Origin of the sequence: Spirulina subsalsa PCC 9445, from assembly GCF_000314005.1 — a bacterium.
Classification (GTDB): Bacteria; Cyanobacteriota; Cyanobacteriia; order Cyanobacteriales; family Spirulinaceae; genus Spirulina_A; species Spirulina_A subsalsa.
On the sequence record NZ_JH980292.1, the window covers coordinates 2,919,751 to 2,936,317 of the forward strand.

Sequence of the window (16,567 nt, forward strand, 5' to 3'; positions counted from 1 at the left end):
GAAAAAATGGGAATTATTATTGAACAAGTTTCTAAAGCCTTTGGTGATTTTCAAGCCTTACGTGATATTGATCTAGACATCAAGGATGGGACATTGGTTGCCCTATTGGGGCCGTCGGGGTCGGGGAAATCAACCTTGTTGCGGACGATTGCAGGATTGGAACAACCGGATAGGGGGTCGATTTGGATTAATGGTCAAGATACGACTCATTTGGATGTGCGCGATCGCAATATTGGTTTCGTCTTCCAACATTACGCCCTGTTTAAGCATCTCACCGTTCGTCAAAATATCGCCTTTGGTCTAGAAATTCGCAAAACTCCCCCCAAATTAGTTAAAGAAAAAACCCAAGACCTGTTAAGGTTGATTCAACTGGAAGGTTTAGGCGATCGCTACCCCAACCAACTTTCCGGGGGACAACGGCAACGAGTCGCCCTAGCGCGGGCGCTGGCCGTCAGTCCTCAAGTCCTCCTCCTCGATGAACCCTTTGGAGCCCTAGATGCTAAAGTGCGCAAGGAATTGCGCGTTTGGTTACGGCGACTTCATCAAGAGGTTCATGTGACCAGTGTTTTTGTCACCCACGACCAAGAAGAAGCCATGGAAGTGGCCGATCAAATTGTGGTAATGAATGAGGGGAAAATCGAACAAGTGGGCACCCCCACCGAGATTTATGATCATCCGGCCACACCCTTTGTCATGAGTTTTGTCGGGGAGGTAAACGTTTTACCCAGTCATGTGGATTTAATTCCCCGGAACGCGAAAGGGCGGGATGGTGCCGCCTTCATCCGCCCCCACGAGTTGGAAATAGTCCCCTTGGGTGCAGGAGAAGGCACCCCTGCCATTGTGCGTCATATCACCCATTTAGGCTGGGAAACTCAAGTTGAGTTAGCCGTCGGTGAACTGGAAATTACCGCCCATTTAAGCCGAGAACAGTTTACCCCCCTTAATTTAACCCTCGGCCAAAAGGTCTTAGTGCGTTCTCGCCATGCGAGATTCTTTCCCCAAGTCGCTTGATATATTGAGGATCTGCTGAATGACTGGCCTAGGGAACGGGGGGCAGGGGAGAGGAGGAATTAAGACTTATTACCTATTGCCTTTTCCCTATTCCCTATTCCCTAGCCCCACGAGCAGAGTTATTCAGCACACCCTAAGATAAGTGTATTGACTTAGGGTATGCTCATAATTCCTCAATAACCGTTGTGCTTCTTCTAAGGTAATCCGATGCTCCTGTAAAGCCTGTTCTGTCCGTCGCCGTACCGTTTCAATGAGGTCATCAGGTTTATATTGAGCATAGTGTAGAACTTCGCTAATGGTGTCCCCTTTCACAATGGATTCTACTTGATACCCTTGGGGAGTCATTTTGATATGCACTACATTGGTATCCCCGAATAAATTATGGAGATTGCCCATAATTTCTTGATAAGCCCCGACTAAAAACATTCCTAAATAATAGGGGGTCGGGTGGTGATTAGAAACCCATTCTAGGGGGTGGAGTTCGAGGGAATCTTTAATGTCTCGCAGATCAATAAATTTATTAATTTTGCCGTCACTATCACAGGTTAAATCGGCAAGGATAGCGCGTTCTGTGGGTTCTTCGGTGAGGCGATGAATGGGCATAATAGGAAATAGTTGATCTAATGCCCAAGCATCAGGGGCAGATTGAAAAATCGATAAGTTGGCGTAATAAATGGCCGTCATGTTTTTTTCTAAGTCGGCGAGATCGTCGGAAACGTAGTCCTGTTGACGGGTGATGTGCAGGATTTTCTCACAACAAACCCAGTAAAGTTGTTCGGCGATCGCACGTTCCTGTAAACTCAGATAGCCAAAGTTAAATAAACTGATGGCTTCTTCCTTGAACTGCACCGCATCATGATAGGCTTCTTGGTAGTTTTCCGGGGTGATGGTGGTGTAGGTGTCCCGTAAGTTGCGGATGACGAGGTTTTCTTTAGCGCTGGTAATCTCTGGGTATTCTAAGGTGGGGTAACTGGTTCCGAGAATATCAAAAATGAGTACCGCTTGATGACTGGCGATCGCACGGCCACTTTCACTGACGAGGGTAGGCGCTGCTACCTTGCGCTCCTCACAAGCTTCTTTAACCTCGGCGACAATATCATTAGCGTAGTTCTGCATATTGTAGTTTTTCGAGGCGTAGAAGTTGGTTTTTGAGCCGTCATAGTCCACCGCTAAACCGCCCCCTACGTCCAAATACTGCATATTCGCCCCCAGTTTGACCAATTCGACATAGATTTGACTGGCCTCACGGATGGCATCTTTAATCGTGCTAATCGAGGCGATTTGGGAGCCAATGTGGAAATGGAGGAGTTGTAAACAGTCCAACATCCCCGCGTTTTTGAGTTGGGTGACGACTTCGAGGATTTCAGGAATAGTCAGGCCGAATTTTGCGCGATCGCCTGTAGACTCTCCCCAGTGGCCGGCTCCCTTGGCGCTCAGTTTCGCCCGCACCCCCAGAATCGGCGCAATATCTAGGGTTTTGCTCAAGTCCAAGGCAATGGCTAACTCGGATAATTGTTCAATGACAATCACTGGAGTATGACCCAAACGAGTGGACAACAGCGCCGTTTCAATATAATCCCGGTCTTTATAGCCGTTACAAATGAGCAAAGTGGCCTTTGAGTCCAAATTAGGGTTTAAGGCAGGTTCTAGGGTCGCTAAAGCAATCATTAGCTCCGGTTTAGACCCGGCCTCCAGCCCAAATTGATAGGGTTTCCCGAACTGAACAACAGACTCCACTAGATGGCGGTGTTGGTTACACTTCACGGGATACACCCCCCGATATTCTCCCGGATAGTTGTAGCGTGCGATCGCCTTAGCAAAACAAGCATTGAGGCGTTCAATTCGATCGGCGAGAATATCAGAAAAGCGAATCAGGAGGGGTAAATTCACGTTGCGTTGCCGCAATTCCTGCACCAGTTCATAGAGATCTAGAGATCCCCCCCGTTCCCCTTGAGGAGACACTAGCACATGGCCAGCCGCATTAATGGAAAAATAAGGTTCTCCCCAGCCTTGAATCCGATAGAGGTTTTCGCTATCTTCAATCCGCCAAGGGGTTTGAGGGGAGGATAAGGAATTATATAGGGTTTGGGTTGTCTCTAGGGGTTTATCTGTCTGCAAGGCCATTGCTTGTACTCCGGATGGGTAGGGGATAGGGAACAGGGAGAGGAGGCTCGCGCAACAAGGCGAGAAACTGTTATATTGATTGATATAGCCGTTGCTTGTCAGTGACCTCAGTCCATCTCTCTTCTTTCCCTTGAACCTTCTTTGAGTCCTGACTACTCTTGTTTACGCTATGCACCCATTATCTCCTACTCCGGTTCCCGACTCCCAACCTCCTGTAAAACAGAAGAGGAAGAGGAAAGCCTTTCATTTAACCGTCGGTCAAAAGATTAGTATAGGTTATGGGGTGGCACTGGCGATCGCGGTTTTGGGGACGACAGGCGGCGTTTTAATGGGAAACCAGTATCAGGAAAGAGTCCGCATTCTCAGGAATACGAGCCTTGAGGAGAGTCATTTAATCAACTCCCTAGAAGTCGCTCTTTTACATGGTCAACTCCACTATTACGAGATCAAAGAACCCTCGCCAGACTCCAATGATTATGAGACAATCCGAGGGAATTTGGAAGGCGTGGCGCAGGAAATCCAAGAATTGCAATATCTTTGGCTAACCTTCCAAGAACGCTATACAGAGGGGAATTTCAGTAATTCTCAGGGAGAGGCGATCGCCTCTCAACTCATTGCCCAGTACGATCCTATAGTGCAGGAAATTCTACAGCAAATTGATCCCCAGTGGTTAGAACAACTTCAAGAACTTAGCACCTCAACCAATCTCAATCAGCTTCTCCTACTGCGGGATCAAATCGGCTCCATCTACACTCTAGAACAGGTGGAAGCTATGCACAATTTGTCTAGAGAGTTAGGCCATCTCTATAAACAACTAGAAAGCCAATGGGAAAATGCCTCAGTTTTAAGTGAACAAGCCTCTCTCTTACGAACTCAAATTATTGTCCTTAGTATGTTTATTTCCTGTGTGATGGCCATTTTCTGCGCCATCATCACCAGTCGGGCTATTACCCAGCCGTTGCGTTCCCTCACAGAAGTAGCAGAAAAAGTGACAGAAGAATCAGATTTTTCCCTACAAGCACCCGTGACGACTCAAGATGAAATCGGTATTCTCGCGGTGGCTTTAAATAAACTCATTGCACGAGTGCAAGAACTCCTCGCCGAACAACAAGCCGCCAACACCGCCCAATTATTACAAAGTGAAAAAATGTCCAGTTTAGGACGAATGTTAGCCGGAGTAGCCCATGAAATTAACAATCCGGTTAATTTTATGTATGGCAATATTGCCCACGCAACAGAGTATGTTGACGACTTATTGAGATTATTGGAAACCTATCAAAGGGAAATCCCCAATCCCCCAGAATCCATTGAAGAACAAGCCGAGGAAATTGATCTAGAGTTTTTAGCCGATGATTTACCCAAACTTTTAAGTTCTATGCGAGTGGGGGCCGATCGCACCCGACAAATTGTTTTAAGTCTTAAGAATTTCTCCCGTTTAGATGAAGCACAACCACGCCCTGTTAATGTAAAAGATTGCTTAGAAAGTACATTATTGATTCTCCATAATCGCTTAAAGAAAGGGGTTCAGGTCACTTGTGATTATGGCGATATTCCCGACATTGAGGGTTTTAGTAGTTCCCTCTATCAGGTCTTTATGAATTTAATTAGTAATGCGTTAGATGCCTTACCTGAATCTCCACGCAACCGACCAAAATTAAGCATTAAAACGGAATTATGTCAAGACAAACCGGGCTGGGTGGCGGTGCGTATTGCAGATAATGGCTGTGGGATTCCCCCAGCAGAACAATCTAAGATTTTTGAGGCTTTTTATACCACTAAACCTGTAGGAGTGGGAACAGGTTTAGGGTTAGCGATTACGCGGCAGTTAGTGATAGAAAAACATGGGGGGGAAATTCAACTCAATTCTGAGGTGGGCCAGGGGACAGAGTTTGTTATTTTCTTACCCATTAAACATCCGGGTGAGGTGCTGGCGGCGTGATTAAGTTGTCGTTTTTGTGCCAAGCTTGACGAATGCGTAACCCTAAACCCAAGGTGATTTCTTTCATGACCCAGTAGAGAATGGTTAACACCCAGAAGGTAATAAACATGACGACCACCGGGCGCTTGCTGGTGAAGTCGTCTAAGATGCGGTAGGTGATGTCATCAGGATTGGTGATTAAGTCCCAACTGTTGAAGCGTTGAAAGCGCCCTAAATAGACTCCAATGGCGCATAAAACATGAATCCCTAATTCTGCGAGAAAAACGGCTTTTTTTGCCCCAATTTTGCGGAGATAATGCCCCAGATTCATCACGGAGATCACATAGGCTTCAAATCCGGCAATAATGGCGAGTAGATGTTGAGGGATTAAGATTAGGGTGATTACCCAAGCGGAAAATCCGGCGCGGGTGGCTCGGATCAGGTGAATAATATCTGTGAGGAGGTAGGGTGCATTGGGGAGAAAGGCGATAAATACGACGAAATTCAGCCACCAAAAGGTGGAACGTCTGAGGGAACGACGACGGAAGAGGTAAAAGCTTAAAGCGAGGGGAATAAAGGCAAGAAATAAGTTCCAAATAATCCAGCCGCTATGAATGGATAGGGCAATTTGGGCTTGTCTCAGGAGGTTATTCATAAGTCGTTTCAGGAAATAATGCTTAGAGGGATAGATGCAAAAAAAGAAGGTATAGCGCCCTAGCGCGGCTGGTGTTTCTCGGCGCTCAAGGCAAGGGATTCGCTGCACCTTTGAACTATTTTAATCAAAACAAATGGGCTGTTGGGGGATGTGTGCGGGTGAAGGCAAGACGGAGGGTGAGGTTTAGCTTTTTTCCGGGGATCTTTTGTTGCGCTTGGAAAAGTTGCACAGTGGGCGTTTTTTCCCAAATGCTTAGGGGTTAGCTTGTAGATCAAAGGAAGGAGTTATGAATCCCCCGGAGTGTTAGAGGTCATATTGATTATGTTTAACCCAAAAATTTTAGTAACTTTTGTATTAAGTGCATTTGTTCCCTTATGGTTATTGGCAGGCTGTGCAACGCCTGAATTGTCCCCCCTTGAGGAGGGGAATGGTAGCCCCGAAAGCCCAGAAACGACGGTAGAAAGCCCGACAGAGACGACGACGGAGCCGGAAAGCCCCCGGACTGAACAAGTCCCTCAAACGGCCGAGGAGGAAGAGGTGGCGGTGCGGGTGTATTTTGCCAAAAGCCCAGAAAGTGATGAAGATTTTACTTATGTTGAACCGGTTTGGCGAAAAACCCAAAGTCAGGGGGTGGCGCGTTTTGCGGTGAATCAGTTGATGGTGGGGCCAACGGAAGCGGAGGCTAGACTGGGGTTAAAGTCGCTGTTGGAATTAAGCGGCCCGTCGAATTGTGGGGAGGATTTTAAGTTAGCGATCGCCCAGCAAGTCGCGGATCTCCAATTTTGCCGTCAGGTGATGCTGAAAGGGTTAGGTCATGATGCCCAGTTACTCAGTACCCTAGAAGCAACGCTGAAGCAGTTTCCGACGGTGGATCAGGTGGTGATTCGCGATCGCAATGGCAACTGTTTAGCGGATCAAAGTGGGGAAAATCACTGCTTAGATAAACTCCCCCGCCAACCCCAATCTAATCATAACCAACAATCCACTACCCCCCTGACGGAACAATCTAAACTCACCCTAACAGGTATGGGGGCGGTGCAAGTGGGGATGACAATTGCTCAAGCGTCACAGGTAACGGGGATGCGGTTTACCCAACAGGCAAGCGGTGGGGAGGAGTACGGATGTTTGTTCTATCGTCCCCCGAATCTGAGTGATGTGTTCTTCATGGTGACGGAGGGGAAAATTGCCCGGGTGGAAACAGGCAACCCCCGGATTAGCACCCTCAGCGGGGCAAAAATTGGGGATACAGAGGCGCGGATTCGTTCTCTCTACCCCGGTCAAATCGTCGCAGAACCCCATGAATATGTGCCGGGGGGGAAATATCTCTTTTTCATGCCCCAAGACAGCGCACAGCGCAATTATCGCGTAGTCTTTGAAACCGATGCTCAAGGGCGAGTGACACGGATTCGGACGGGGAAAATGCCGGAGGTGGGTTACATTGAGGGCTGTGTTTAGGGGGATTTATTTGAGTTCAGCAAAAAATCCCTTGCATTTGTGTCCAGTCAATTCATAATAGGGAAGGTCATTCTGCTCTGCTCGTCCCCTTGATTTGGCATGAAATTACTATGTTTGAGTAATGGTCACGGTGAAGATGCGATCGCCGTGCGTATTTTGAAACAATTGCAAGAACACCCGGACGCGCCGGAGGTGGCGGCCTTGCCCTTGGTGGGGGAAGGACACGCCTATGTTCAAGCAGGCATCCCGATTATTGGCCCGGTGAAGAAAATGCCCTCTGGGGGATTCATCTACATGGATGGGCGGCAGTTATGGAATGATGTGCGCGGGGGCTTAATTGGTCTGACTTGGGCGCAGTATCGCTTAGTGCGCAAGTGGGGCAAACGGGAAGGGGTTATCTTGGCGGTGGGGGATATTGTTCCTTTACTCTTGGGGTGGTTGAGTGGCGCACCCTACGCTTTTGTGGGGACGGCTAAATCTGAGTATTATTTACGGGATGAGGCGGGCTGGTTATCGAAGAATCGCAAGCGGGAAGGTTGGTCGGGTTCGGTTTATTTGCCTTGGGAACGGTGGTTAATGCAGCGCCCCAATTGTCGGGCAGTGTTTCCGAGGGATACGATTACCACGAACACTTTAAACCGTTTGGGAATTAAGGCCTTTGATTTGGGTAATCCCATGATGGATGATATTGTGGCCGAGTCCTCGAACCCGGATTATATTAAGAATATTCCCGAATGGCAGGAGAAGAATCGACCGTTAACGGTGGTCTTACTGCCCGGTTCTCGCGCTCCGGAGGCTTATCACAACTGGGAAACGATTCTGGAGACGTTGCCGGGAGTACAGGGGGCGTTTGAAGGGCGATCGCAAATCTTCCTCGGCGCGATCGCACCCAGTTTAGACCCTCAACCCCTCATTCAAGCACTAGCCGAGGCGGGCTGGCAAGAGGAAAGCGACTTTCCTAAAACCGTCCCCTTTTTAGACCCCGACGCCTTTATTTTTAGTCAAGGGAAAGCCCAGTTAGTCCTAACCCAACAAGCCTATCATGCCTCCTTATTAGCAGCCGATGTAGCCATAGCCATGGCCGGCACCGCTACAGAACAATTCGTCGGTTTAGGCAAACCCGCCCTCTCCCTCCCCGGCAAAGGCCCCCAATTTAACCCCCAATTCGCCGAAGCTCAAACCCGTTTACTCGGGGTTTCCGTCATACTGGTTAACAAACCCCAAGACCTAGGCAATACCATGAAAGGGGTCTTAAGTAAGCCCGATTTATTACAAATCATCGGCGACAACGGCAAAAGACGCATGGGAACCCCCGGCGCCGCCCGTCGCCTTGCTGATTGTTGTCTGGAAGTGTTATCGTCAACCTAGATTTTAACGGCTTCTAATTCTTGGCTTTATGGCTAAATCTGACAGATCCCTTATTCAGCGTATTTTAATTATTGTCTCCGGTTTCGCCTTCTTAGGAACGGGTGCCTTTGGTGCGGCCAGTTTATTAACCAGCAATCGTCAACGGGGGGAAAATGCCCCCCAAACGGAAGAAGCCGCCATCAATCAGCAGTTAGCCATCCAAGAACGCAATTATGAGCTTATCTTAGAACGGGAACCCGACAACCGAACCGCCCTCGAAGGATTAGTGCAAACTCGCATCGGCATGGGAAATGTGGCCGGAGCATTAGAACCCCTCGAAACCTGGGCAGAGTTGGAACCAGAAAATATTGATGTTTTACAAGGCATTGCCGCCGTTCATATTGAACTACAACAGTATGATCAGGCCATCAAACAGATTGACAAACTCATCGCTTTAAATGCCGATTCTCCCCAACAACAGGAAGAATTAAGAGCCATCAAACAGCAACTCGAAGCCATCGAATCTGGCGAAATCGTTGTCCCTCCTCCTGATGGGGAATAGGTAATCCTGACAAGTTAAGGCTCAACGTTAGAAGTCAAGGCATCGGGAGTCGGGAGTCGGAAGATTGCCTCTCCCCTGCCCCCCTCTCCCCTGTTCCCTCTAATCAAAATCGCGCAAAAAAAACTTGACAGGGGTTTATTTTTCTGGGAAAATAAAAATAATTTCATCATAATGGGAGTGGTTGCGCCTAATGATAAGCAAAACCACTCCCATTATGTAAGAATATAGTACCAAAAATTCTCAACTTTAGCAACCCCCTAAAAAAACTTAATTTTTTTTCGACCTTAATTAGGGTTTACTAAATAAGTCGGGGAGTTGGGAATAGGGAACAGGGGGGAGTCGGAAAAAGGCAAGACGGAGAGTTAATAATTATCACCCATTACCTATTACCTATTACCTACCCATGTCTTCCTCTGAACTAGACCGTATTATTCCCCCGGAAATCAAACATGATGAATTTTACGATCTCATCGTGCAGCTTGCCCAAAACGAACCCCTACAAACCGTCTTAGAAATTGGTTCATCCTCCGGGGGGGGTAGTACTGAAGCCTTTGTTAGAGGATTAGCCAATAACCCTCACCACCCCCGGTTATTTTGCCTCGAAATTTCTAAACCCCGCTTTCAACAACTGAAAACAACCTATCAAAACTCCCCCTTTGTTCACTGTTATAACCTCTCCTCCGTCCACTTAAACCAATTCCCCACCCCCAACGAAGTCGAGGAATTTTATACCCAATATCGCACCGGATTAAATGCCTATCCCCTCCCCACCGTTTTAAACTGGCTACAACAAGACCTAGACTATGTGCAACAGTGGGGCGGCACAGAAAACGGCATAGAATACATTAAACGAGAACAACAACTAGAACAATTTGATCTCGTTCTCATCGACGGTTCAGAATTCGCCGGAGAGGCGGAACTTCAAGCCGTTTATGGCTCAACCTTTATCCTGCTGGATGATATCAACACCTACAAAAACTATAAAAACTACTACCGTTTAGCCAAAGATTGGCAGTATGAACTGATTGCCGAAAATCGCCAAATCCGCAACGGTTACGCCATCTTTAAACGCAACACATCCCCTTACAAAAAACAAGATATTCTCGCTCAACTTGCCCTCAATCCCGAACAAAAAGAACAAAAACTGGTAGAAAATTTAGTCCCCAAAGGCGGCACCGTCTTTGATGTGGGGGCAAATGTTGGTGATTATTCCATCCTCTTAAGTCAGTTAGTCGGCTACTTTGGGCGAGTCTACGCCTTTGAACCCACCTCTAGCATTTTTATGCAACTGCAAACCCGTTTAACGGAGTATCAACTCAATAACATTACCCTGACTCAAAAAGCCGTCTACGCCGAAAATACCACCCTAGAATTTAACGAGTTTCCCGATGATTATTCTGCTTGGAATAGCTTAGGAAAACCTGTGATGAGTGACCCTCACGGCAACTATGAAATTGTGCCGATTGTTAAAACAGAACAGGTCGAAGCTATCACACTAGATACATTTTGTCAAGAGAATAACATTGAAACAATAGACTTTTTAAAAGTCGATGTAGAAGGCGCAGAAAGTTATGTTTTCCAAGGGGCGGAACAACTCCTTGCCCAGAAAAAAGCGCGGTTTATTCAATTTGAAATCTCGCAAAAAATGCTAGAAGGCTTGAATAAAACCGCCCAGGAAACCTTTAACCTTTTAGCGGCTCAAGGGTATGAGTGCCACGAAATCACTCCAGAGGGAGAAATCGGCGAATTAGTCCATGATTCCCAGGCTTTTTATGAAAACTATATCGCCTTTCGGGCCTTACCCGTCCACTTTTTCACCATTGTTTTAAACGGTGAACCCTTCATCCGTTATCATATTGAAATCTTGCAACAATTACCCTTTCCTTGGCACTGGCATATTGTGGAAGGAGTCGCTGATTTAAAACATGATACGGCGTGGAGTGTGAAGTTAGGAGGACAAGTCACTGATGCCATCCATCGAGACGGATTGAGTCAGGATGGCACCTCAGACTATTTAGATCAATTAGTTGCCCAATACCCAGATAATATTACCCTCTATCGTCAGCCTAAAGGCACATTCTGGGAGGGGAAACGGGAAATGGTTAATGCTCCCCTCAAAAATATTCAAGAAGAGTGTTTATTGTGGCAGATTGATGTCGATGAATTATGGACAGTTGAGCAGATTAAACAGACGCGGAACTTATTTATTAGTCACCCGGAAAAAACCGCCGCTTATTATTGGTGTTGGTACTTTGTGGGAGAGGATTTAATTGTCACCACGCGCAACTGTTACAGCCAAAACCCCCAACAGGATTGGCTGAGAACGTGGCGCTATAAACCCGGTTATTTTTGGGCTGCCCATGAACCCCCTGTATTAGTTGAACCGTTAGCCGATGGGAAGTTTAAGAATGTCGCCGCCGTTAATCCATTTAGGCATGAAGAAACATCCCAAAAGGGCTTAATTTTTCAACATTTTGCCTATGTTCTGCCGGAACAATTACAGTTTAAAGAACAGTATTATGGCTATACACAGGCTTTGAATTACTGGCAACAGTTGCAGAAAGCGGAACAGTTTCCGGTGTTATTGCGGGAATATTTCCCTTGGGTGGGGGATGATACAATGGTAGATCATAGTATCCCTTTGGGGATTGAACCGATTATGAGGAAAGATGGAACAGGGGCTTGGAATTTTAACTTAAATGCCCTGCCATTATCCCCGCCCCAACTTAGCCCCCCGAAACCGATTATTGTCATTGATGGGGTATTTTTTCAACGCTATCAAACGGGAATTGCGCGGGTGTGGCGCAGTTTATTGGAAGAGTGGGCTACACAGGAATTCGGGCGACATCTAATTGTAATTGATCGGGCAGGGAGTGCGCCAAAGATTGCCGGGATTCAATATCAAACCTTACCAGAGCATAATTATAACGATTTGGCGGGAGATCAAGTCCAATTACAGGAATTATGCGATCGCAATCAAGCCGACTTATTCATCTCAACCTACTACAGTTTCCCCACTTCCACCCCCTCCGTCTTCATGGCTTATGATATGATTCCCGAAGTCTTAGGGGCTAATTTTAATAATCCCATGTGGCAAGAAAAACACGCCGCCATCCAACGCGCTAGCGGCTTTCTGGCCATTTCCCACAACACCGCCCAAGACTTACAAAAACTCTTCCCCCACGTCTCCTCCGTCACCGTTGCCCACTGTGGCGTAAAAGCCCCCTTTATCCCTCCCACCGCGTCAGAAATTGAACAATTCAGGCTAAAATATGGCATCCAAAAACCTTATTTTCTCCTCTCCGCCCCCGGCACAGGCTATAAAAATGCCCCCCTATTTTTTAAAGCCTTTGCTCAACTGTGTTCTCGGCAAGGTTTTGAATTAGTTTGTACGGGAACTTACGGCATTTTAGAAGATAAACTTAGAAATTTAGTTCCCGGTACCGTTATCCATTTATTAACCCTCACCGACGAAGAATTAAGATTAGCCTATGGGGGAGCAGTTGCCCTAGTTTATCCCTCCAAATATGAAGGCTTTGGCTTACCGATTTTAGAAGCAATGGCCTGTGGTTGTCCGGTGATTACTTGCGCCAATGCCTCTATCCCGGAAGTCGCCGGAGATGCGGCTATTTATATTAACGAATATGATGTAGAGGGGATGAGTAATGCCCTCTGTGAGGTACAAAAACCTTTAATTCGACAAGGATTAATTGCCCAAGGGTTAAAACAAGCCCAATCATTTCCTTGGGCAAAAATGGCTACTACTGTGCAGGAAAAATTATTACTCGCTACCCTAGATTTTTTACAACTCAAAGCCATTAATTTAATTATTTTTCCAGACTGGACACAAGAAGAGGAAACTATTGCCGAAAACCTGCGCCATGCCCTGTATACCCTCGCCCAACATCCCCAACCGGAAGCGGTGACATTACTGATTGATCATACGGGGGTGAGTGCGGAAAATGGCAACTTAATCCTTTCTTTTGTGGTGATGAATGTCTTAATGGAAGAAGAAATAACCGTGAGTGAAGAAACCGCTATTAGTTGGCTGGGAGAACTTTCCCCCTTACAATGGCAAGTGTTACTTCCCCGACTGACGGGACGGATTGCCTTAGCCCAAGAAAATGAGGCTAAAATGCAGGCCGTTGGGGCTGATGTTTTAAGGGTTTATTCAGTAGACCCCAGTTAAAGGCTTACTTTTTTCCGACTCTCCCTGTTCCCTGTTCCCGACTAGCAGAGTGATTCAGTAAGCCCTACAATAGTCAAGGCACTTCATCCGGTTTAAGCATCGTGACTATTTCCTCTCCTTCCCTCACCCCGAATGACGTTTTACTGGGTCAATCTTTAGCCGAATTAACCCATTGGGTTGAATCCCAAGGTCAACCCCGTTATCGAGGGAAACAGTTGCACCAATGGCTGTATCAAAAAGGGGCGCATTCTCTAACGGAAATTTCAGTGTTTCCCAAAGCGTGGCGAGAGGCCCAAGAAAACGTCACCATTGGCCGTTCTACGGTTCATTATCGCACCGTTGCCCCAGATGGTACCCGGAAGTACCTGTTACGCTTGACAGACGGTTTAATCATTGAAAGCGTGGGCATTCCCAGCGCCAAACGTCTAACGGTTTGTGTGTCTTCTCAGGTGGGGTGTCCGATGGCCTGTGATTTTTGTGCCACAGGAAAGGGGGGATTTACGCGCAATCTCCACCCTCACGAAATTGTTGATCAGGTGTTAACGGTGCAGGAGGATTTTCAGCAACGGGTGAGTCATGTGGTGTTTATGGGGATGGGGGAACCGTTACTGAATTTAGAGGCTGTAGTGACGGCGCTGAGGGTATTAAACCATGATGTGGGGATTGGACAGCGATCGCTCACAGTGTCCACCGTTGGCCTCCCTAAACGCATCCTTCAGTTAGCCCAACACCAGTTACAAGTCACCTTTGCCGTCAGTCTCCATGCCTCTAACCAAGCGTTGCGAGAAAAACTCATCCCCAGCGCCCAACATTACACCCTAGAACAACTGATGGCCGACTGTCGCCAATATGTGCAAATCACCGGACGACGAGTGACGTTTGAATATATCTTATTAGCCGGCGTGAATGATTTACCCCAACACGCGGCCGAGTTAGCCCAACATTTACGGGGTTTCCAAACTCATGTAAATCTCATCCCCTACAATCCCATTTCTGAGGTCGATTATCAGCGCCCCAGCCACGAAGGGATTGAACAGTTTATGCAGGGGTTAAAGCGTCATAATATTGCTGTCAGTGTGCGTTATTCCCGAGGATTAGAAGCCGATGCTGCTTGTGGTCAATTGCGGGCGAGTCGGGCTGGGTGAATCACTGGGCTAGGGAACGGGGAGCAGGGGAGCGGGGGAATAGTGGATAGTGAATAACCAAAACTCTTTTATTTTAGGGAACGGGGAACAGGGAACAGGGAACAGGGGTGAGGTAATAGGTAATAAGTCTTAATTCCTTGTCTCCCTCTCTCCCCCTCCCCCCGACACCCGATTCCCTACACCGGATTCCCAACTTCCGTCTAAGAATTAGCCTAATTCCCCACTAATCCCCCCGGGGAAAATACCGCTTGAAAGGCTTGTAACTTTAAATCAACTCCCGTAATTGCCCCCCCCACAACTACAGAATAAGCCCCTAACTCTAACGCTTTTTTCGCCATCTCTGGGGTAGCAATTCCCCCTTCACAAATCACAGGAACCTCAAATTCTTTAACCATTTCTTGTAATAAATCCCACCCCGGCGGTTCACAGGTTTGGGTTTTTTCTGTGTAACCGTATAGTGTCGTTCCCACGATATCTACACCCGCTTTAACAGCCATTCTAGCACTCTCTAAATCATCTACATCCGCCATGACTAATTTTCCTAAGTCTTGATGAATTTTATAGATTAAATCTGTCACTTTTTCTAGATTAGGTCGTGGTCTGGAAGTGGCATCAATGGCGATAATATCGGCTCCCGCCTCCCCAATGGCGATCGCATCCTCAAAACGGGGGGTAATATACACGGAATAGCCCGGAATTTGCTGTTTCCACAGCCCAATAATCGGGACTTCTGGCAACTGTTGCCGCACCGCTTTAACATGAGTTGGGGTGTCAATTCTCACCCCCACCGCCCCCCGCAAAATAGCCGCTTTAGCGAAGGCTGCAATGATTAATGGATCATGTAAGGGAGAGTCTACTGGCGCTTGGCAAGAAACAATGAGTTGGTGTTTTAAGGAGTCTAACATTAGGAATCAAAGGTTGTGTTAAAATCAGCGTTGTTCAAATGAGATTCAAGATATTTAATCCGCTTTTCTTGGCTCTCAATTTGTATTTTAGCCTCTAGCAATTGTTCGTAAATCTCCTTATTTTCTCGCTTTTGTCGAGTGATTTGGGTATTTTTAGCAAAAAGGGTAGGAATAGCACAAATTAAGCCAATAATCACCCCACTGGCTAGGGTAATGACTAACAGCAGAGCGAGGGGGGTTTCTCCTTCCCATTTGATAAAATTAATCGCCACATAGTCGGGATTTTGTAGGACAAAAATCAGGGTTAGGGAAGCAATAATAAACCCCAAAACCAGTAAAGCATGAACTTGTCTTTGCATGGTGCCTTATTCCTCCTTGATGGGGTCAGAATCTGGAGTTTCGGGTTTTTCTAGATTGTCTTCAGTGATTATATCATGGGTAGGGGGATTTGAGTCTCTGGGGTCTGCTTCGTTATTTTGCCGGAATTGGGTCATTGATTGAGCCGTATCTTTTAACCGTTCAGTGACCTGTTTTGTTCGGTCTAAAGTTGCTTCTAAGGTTGCATCTAAATCTTGTTTAGTTTTTTGATAATCTTCCTGTAAAAACTGCATCGCCTGTTCAAATTTGCTTCCCAATCCTTCTTGATATTTTTCGGCTTTATCTAAGGCTGCTTGTAAAACCATCACGCGCTTATCTCCCACCCTCGATATACCGAGAGGAGATAAGATATGCACCCCTTCAAATAACGCCCCTTTCCAGCCCTCTTTAACAAATAAGTAGCCTTTGATGTCTCCCGTCTCTCGATGAAAGATAAAATCAACCAACTTCCCGATCTTATTGCCTTGAGAACTCCAGAGTTCATGACCAATGATTAACGAACATTTCCCGGGTTTTTGCTTGCTTTTTTCGCTACAATCAACTAGAATGCTATCTTCGCCAATGGTTTCAACTTGTGACCAAGGAATATATTTTTTTTGCTGATTTAAAAAGCCATGTCTACAGATTAAGCCATCCACAACATGACCTTGAGGGTCAATCCAAAACTGATCAAATGTACCGATTTTGACCGTAGTATTTCGATCTAAAATAAGTCGCTCAATCAGTTGGCTTTGCTGTATAATGATATCAAGTTTTTTCATGGATTTTAAGCTTTATTCTGTGAGACACTTTTTTTGTGAGATAAGTAGATTATCTAATCAATGAAATCACTAAAATAAATACAGGTTCTAGAGACTTCAAAAGTTTTAGAGAATTCA

At 46.5% G+C, this 16,567-nt stretch carries 12 protein-coding genes; 7 read left to right on the plus strand and 5 right to left on the minus strand.

Features of this window, described 5'->3' with window-relative positions:
• Nucleotides 1-6: 6 nt before the first annotated feature.
• On the plus strand, nt 7-1,011 hold the full coding sequence (locus SPI9445_RS0113350; protein WP_017305258.1) for a sulfate/molybdate ABC transporter ATP-binding protein: 1,005 nt from the start codon (nt 7-9) through the stop codon (nt 1,009-1,011).
• A 123-nt stretch (nt 1,012-1,134) separates the two neighbouring features.
• Here the strand turns inward: SPI9445_RS0113350 and speA are convergent, their stop codons facing one another.
• Complete coding sequence (gene speA / locus SPI9445_RS0113355; RefSeq protein ID WP_017305259.1) at nt 1,135-3,135, minus strand: biosynthetic arginine decarboxylase; 2,001 nt, start codon at nt 3,133-3,135, stop codon at nt 1,135-1,137.
• A 169-nt stretch (nt 3,136-3,304) separates the two neighbouring features.
• Between speA and SPI9445_RS25515 the strand changes: the two genes are divergently transcribed.
• On the plus strand, nt 3,305-5,074 hold the full coding sequence (locus tag SPI9445_RS25515; RefSeq protein WP_071525291.1) for a sensor histidine kinase: 1,770 nt from the start codon (nt 3,305-3,307) through the stop codon (nt 5,072-5,074).
• Here SPI9445_RS25515 and SPI9445_RS0113365 read toward each other — a convergent pair.
• Nucleotides 5,043-5,708: a DUF1361 domain-containing protein gene (locus tag SPI9445_RS0113365; RefSeq protein WP_017305261.1), complete on the minus strand. Its 666-nt coding sequence runs from the start codon at nt 5,706-5,708 to the stop codon at nt 5,043-5,045. The genes SPI9445_RS25515 and SPI9445_RS0113365 overlap by 32 nt on opposite strands.
• A 321-nt stretch (nt 5,709-6,029) precedes the next feature.
• Between SPI9445_RS0113365 and SPI9445_RS29300 the strand changes: the two genes are divergently transcribed.
• From SPI9445_RS29300 to rlmN, 5 genes are all read left to right on the plus strand, one after another.
• Nucleotides 6,030-7,163, plus strand: coding sequence for a GerMN domain-containing protein (locus SPI9445_RS29300; RefSeq protein ID WP_017305262.1), 1,134 nt, complete (start codon nt 6,030-6,032; stop codon nt 7,161-7,163).
• A gap of 99 nt (nt 7,164-7,262) precedes the next feature.
• Nucleotides 7,263-8,531, plus strand: coding sequence for a lipid-A-disaccharide synthase-related protein (locus SPI9445_RS0113375; protein WP_017305263.1), 1,269 nt, complete (start codon nt 7,263-7,265; stop codon nt 8,529-8,531).
• 28 nt (nt 8,532-8,559) lie between these two features.
• Nucleotides 8,560-9,072 (plus strand): tetratricopeptide repeat protein, encoded by a 513-nt coding sequence (locus SPI9445_RS27645; RefSeq protein WP_017305264.1) that lies wholly within the window; start codon nt 8,560-8,562, stop codon nt 9,070-9,072.
• A gap of 403 nt (nt 9,073-9,475) precedes the next feature.
• Nucleotides 9,476-13,261: an FkbM family methyltransferase gene (locus SPI9445_RS0113385; protein ID WP_017305265.1), complete on the plus strand. Its 3,786-nt coding sequence runs from the start codon at nt 9,476-9,478 to the stop codon at nt 13,259-13,261.
• A gap of 101 nt (nt 13,262-13,362) precedes the next feature.
• Entirely contained in the window at nt 13,363-14,406 is a 1,044-nt protein-coding gene (rlmN, locus tag SPI9445_RS0113390; protein ID WP_017305266.1) for a dual-specificity RNA methyltransferase RlmN, read from the plus strand.
• Between the two features lie 212 nt (nt 14,407-14,618).
• Here the strand turns inward: rlmN and SPI9445_RS0113395 are convergent, their stop codons facing one another.
• From SPI9445_RS0113395 to SPI9445_RS25530, 3 genes are read right to left on the minus strand one after another with little or no spacing between them, the layout of a single operon-like run.
• Nucleotides 14,619-15,311, minus strand: a complete 693-nt coding sequence (locus SPI9445_RS0113395; RefSeq protein WP_017305267.1) for an N-acetylmannosamine-6-phosphate 2-epimerase — start codon at nt 15,309-15,311, stop codon at nt 14,619-14,621.
• Complete coding sequence (locus tag SPI9445_RS0113400) at nt 15,311-15,670, minus strand: LapA family protein (protein WP_017305268.1); 360 nt, start codon at nt 15,668-15,670, stop codon at nt 15,311-15,313. The genes SPI9445_RS0113395 and SPI9445_RS0113400 overlap by 1 nt, the downstream gene beginning before the upstream one ends.
• Before the next feature lie 6 nt (nt 15,671-15,676).
• Nucleotides 15,677-16,450, minus strand: coding sequence for a PRC-barrel domain-containing protein (locus SPI9445_RS25530; RefSeq protein ID WP_017305269.1), 774 nt, complete (start codon nt 16,448-16,450; stop codon nt 15,677-15,679).
• Nucleotides 16,451-16,567: the final 117 nt, after the last annotated feature.

Coding starts and splice junctions, on each gene's coding strand:
- SPI9445_RS0113350 (WP_017305258.1), top strand. CDS start 7: ATGGGAATTATTATTGAACAAGTTTCTAAAGCCTTTGGTGATTTTCAA.
- speA (WP_017305259.1), bottom strand. CDS start 3,135: ATGGCCTTGCAGACAGATAAACCCCTAGAGACAACCCAAACCCTATAT.
- SPI9445_RS25515 (WP_071525291.1), top strand. CDS start 3,305: ATGCACCCATTATCTCCTACTCCGGTTCCCGACTCCCAACCTCCTGTA.
- SPI9445_RS0113365 (WP_017305261.1), bottom strand. CDS start 5,708: ATGAATAACCTCCTGAGACAAGCCCAAATTGCCCTATCCATTCATAGC.
- SPI9445_RS29300 (WP_017305262.1), top strand. CDS start 6,030: ATGTTTAACCCAAAAATTTTAGTAACTTTTGTATTAAGTGCATTTGTT.
- SPI9445_RS0113375 (WP_017305263.1), top strand. CDS start 7,263: ATGAAATTACTATGTTTGAGTAATGGTCACGGTGAAGATGCGATCGCC.
- SPI9445_RS27645 (WP_017305264.1), top strand. CDS start 8,560: ATGGCTAAATCTGACAGATCCCTTATTCAGCGTATTTTAATTATTGTC.
- SPI9445_RS0113385 (WP_017305265.1), top strand. CDS start 9,476: ATGTCTTCCTCTGAACTAGACCGTATTATTCCCCCGGAAATCAAACAT.
- SPI9445_RS0113395 (WP_017305267.1), bottom strand. CDS start 15,311: ATGTTAGACTCCTTAAAACACCAACTCATTGTTTCTTGCCAAGCGCCA.
- SPI9445_RS0113400 (WP_017305268.1), bottom strand. CDS start 15,670: ATGCAAAGACAAGTTCATGCTTTACTGGTTTTGGGGTTTATTATTGCT.
- SPI9445_RS25530 (WP_017305269.1), bottom strand. CDS start 16,450: ATGAAAAAACTTGATATCATTATACAGCAAAGCCAACTGATTGAGCGA.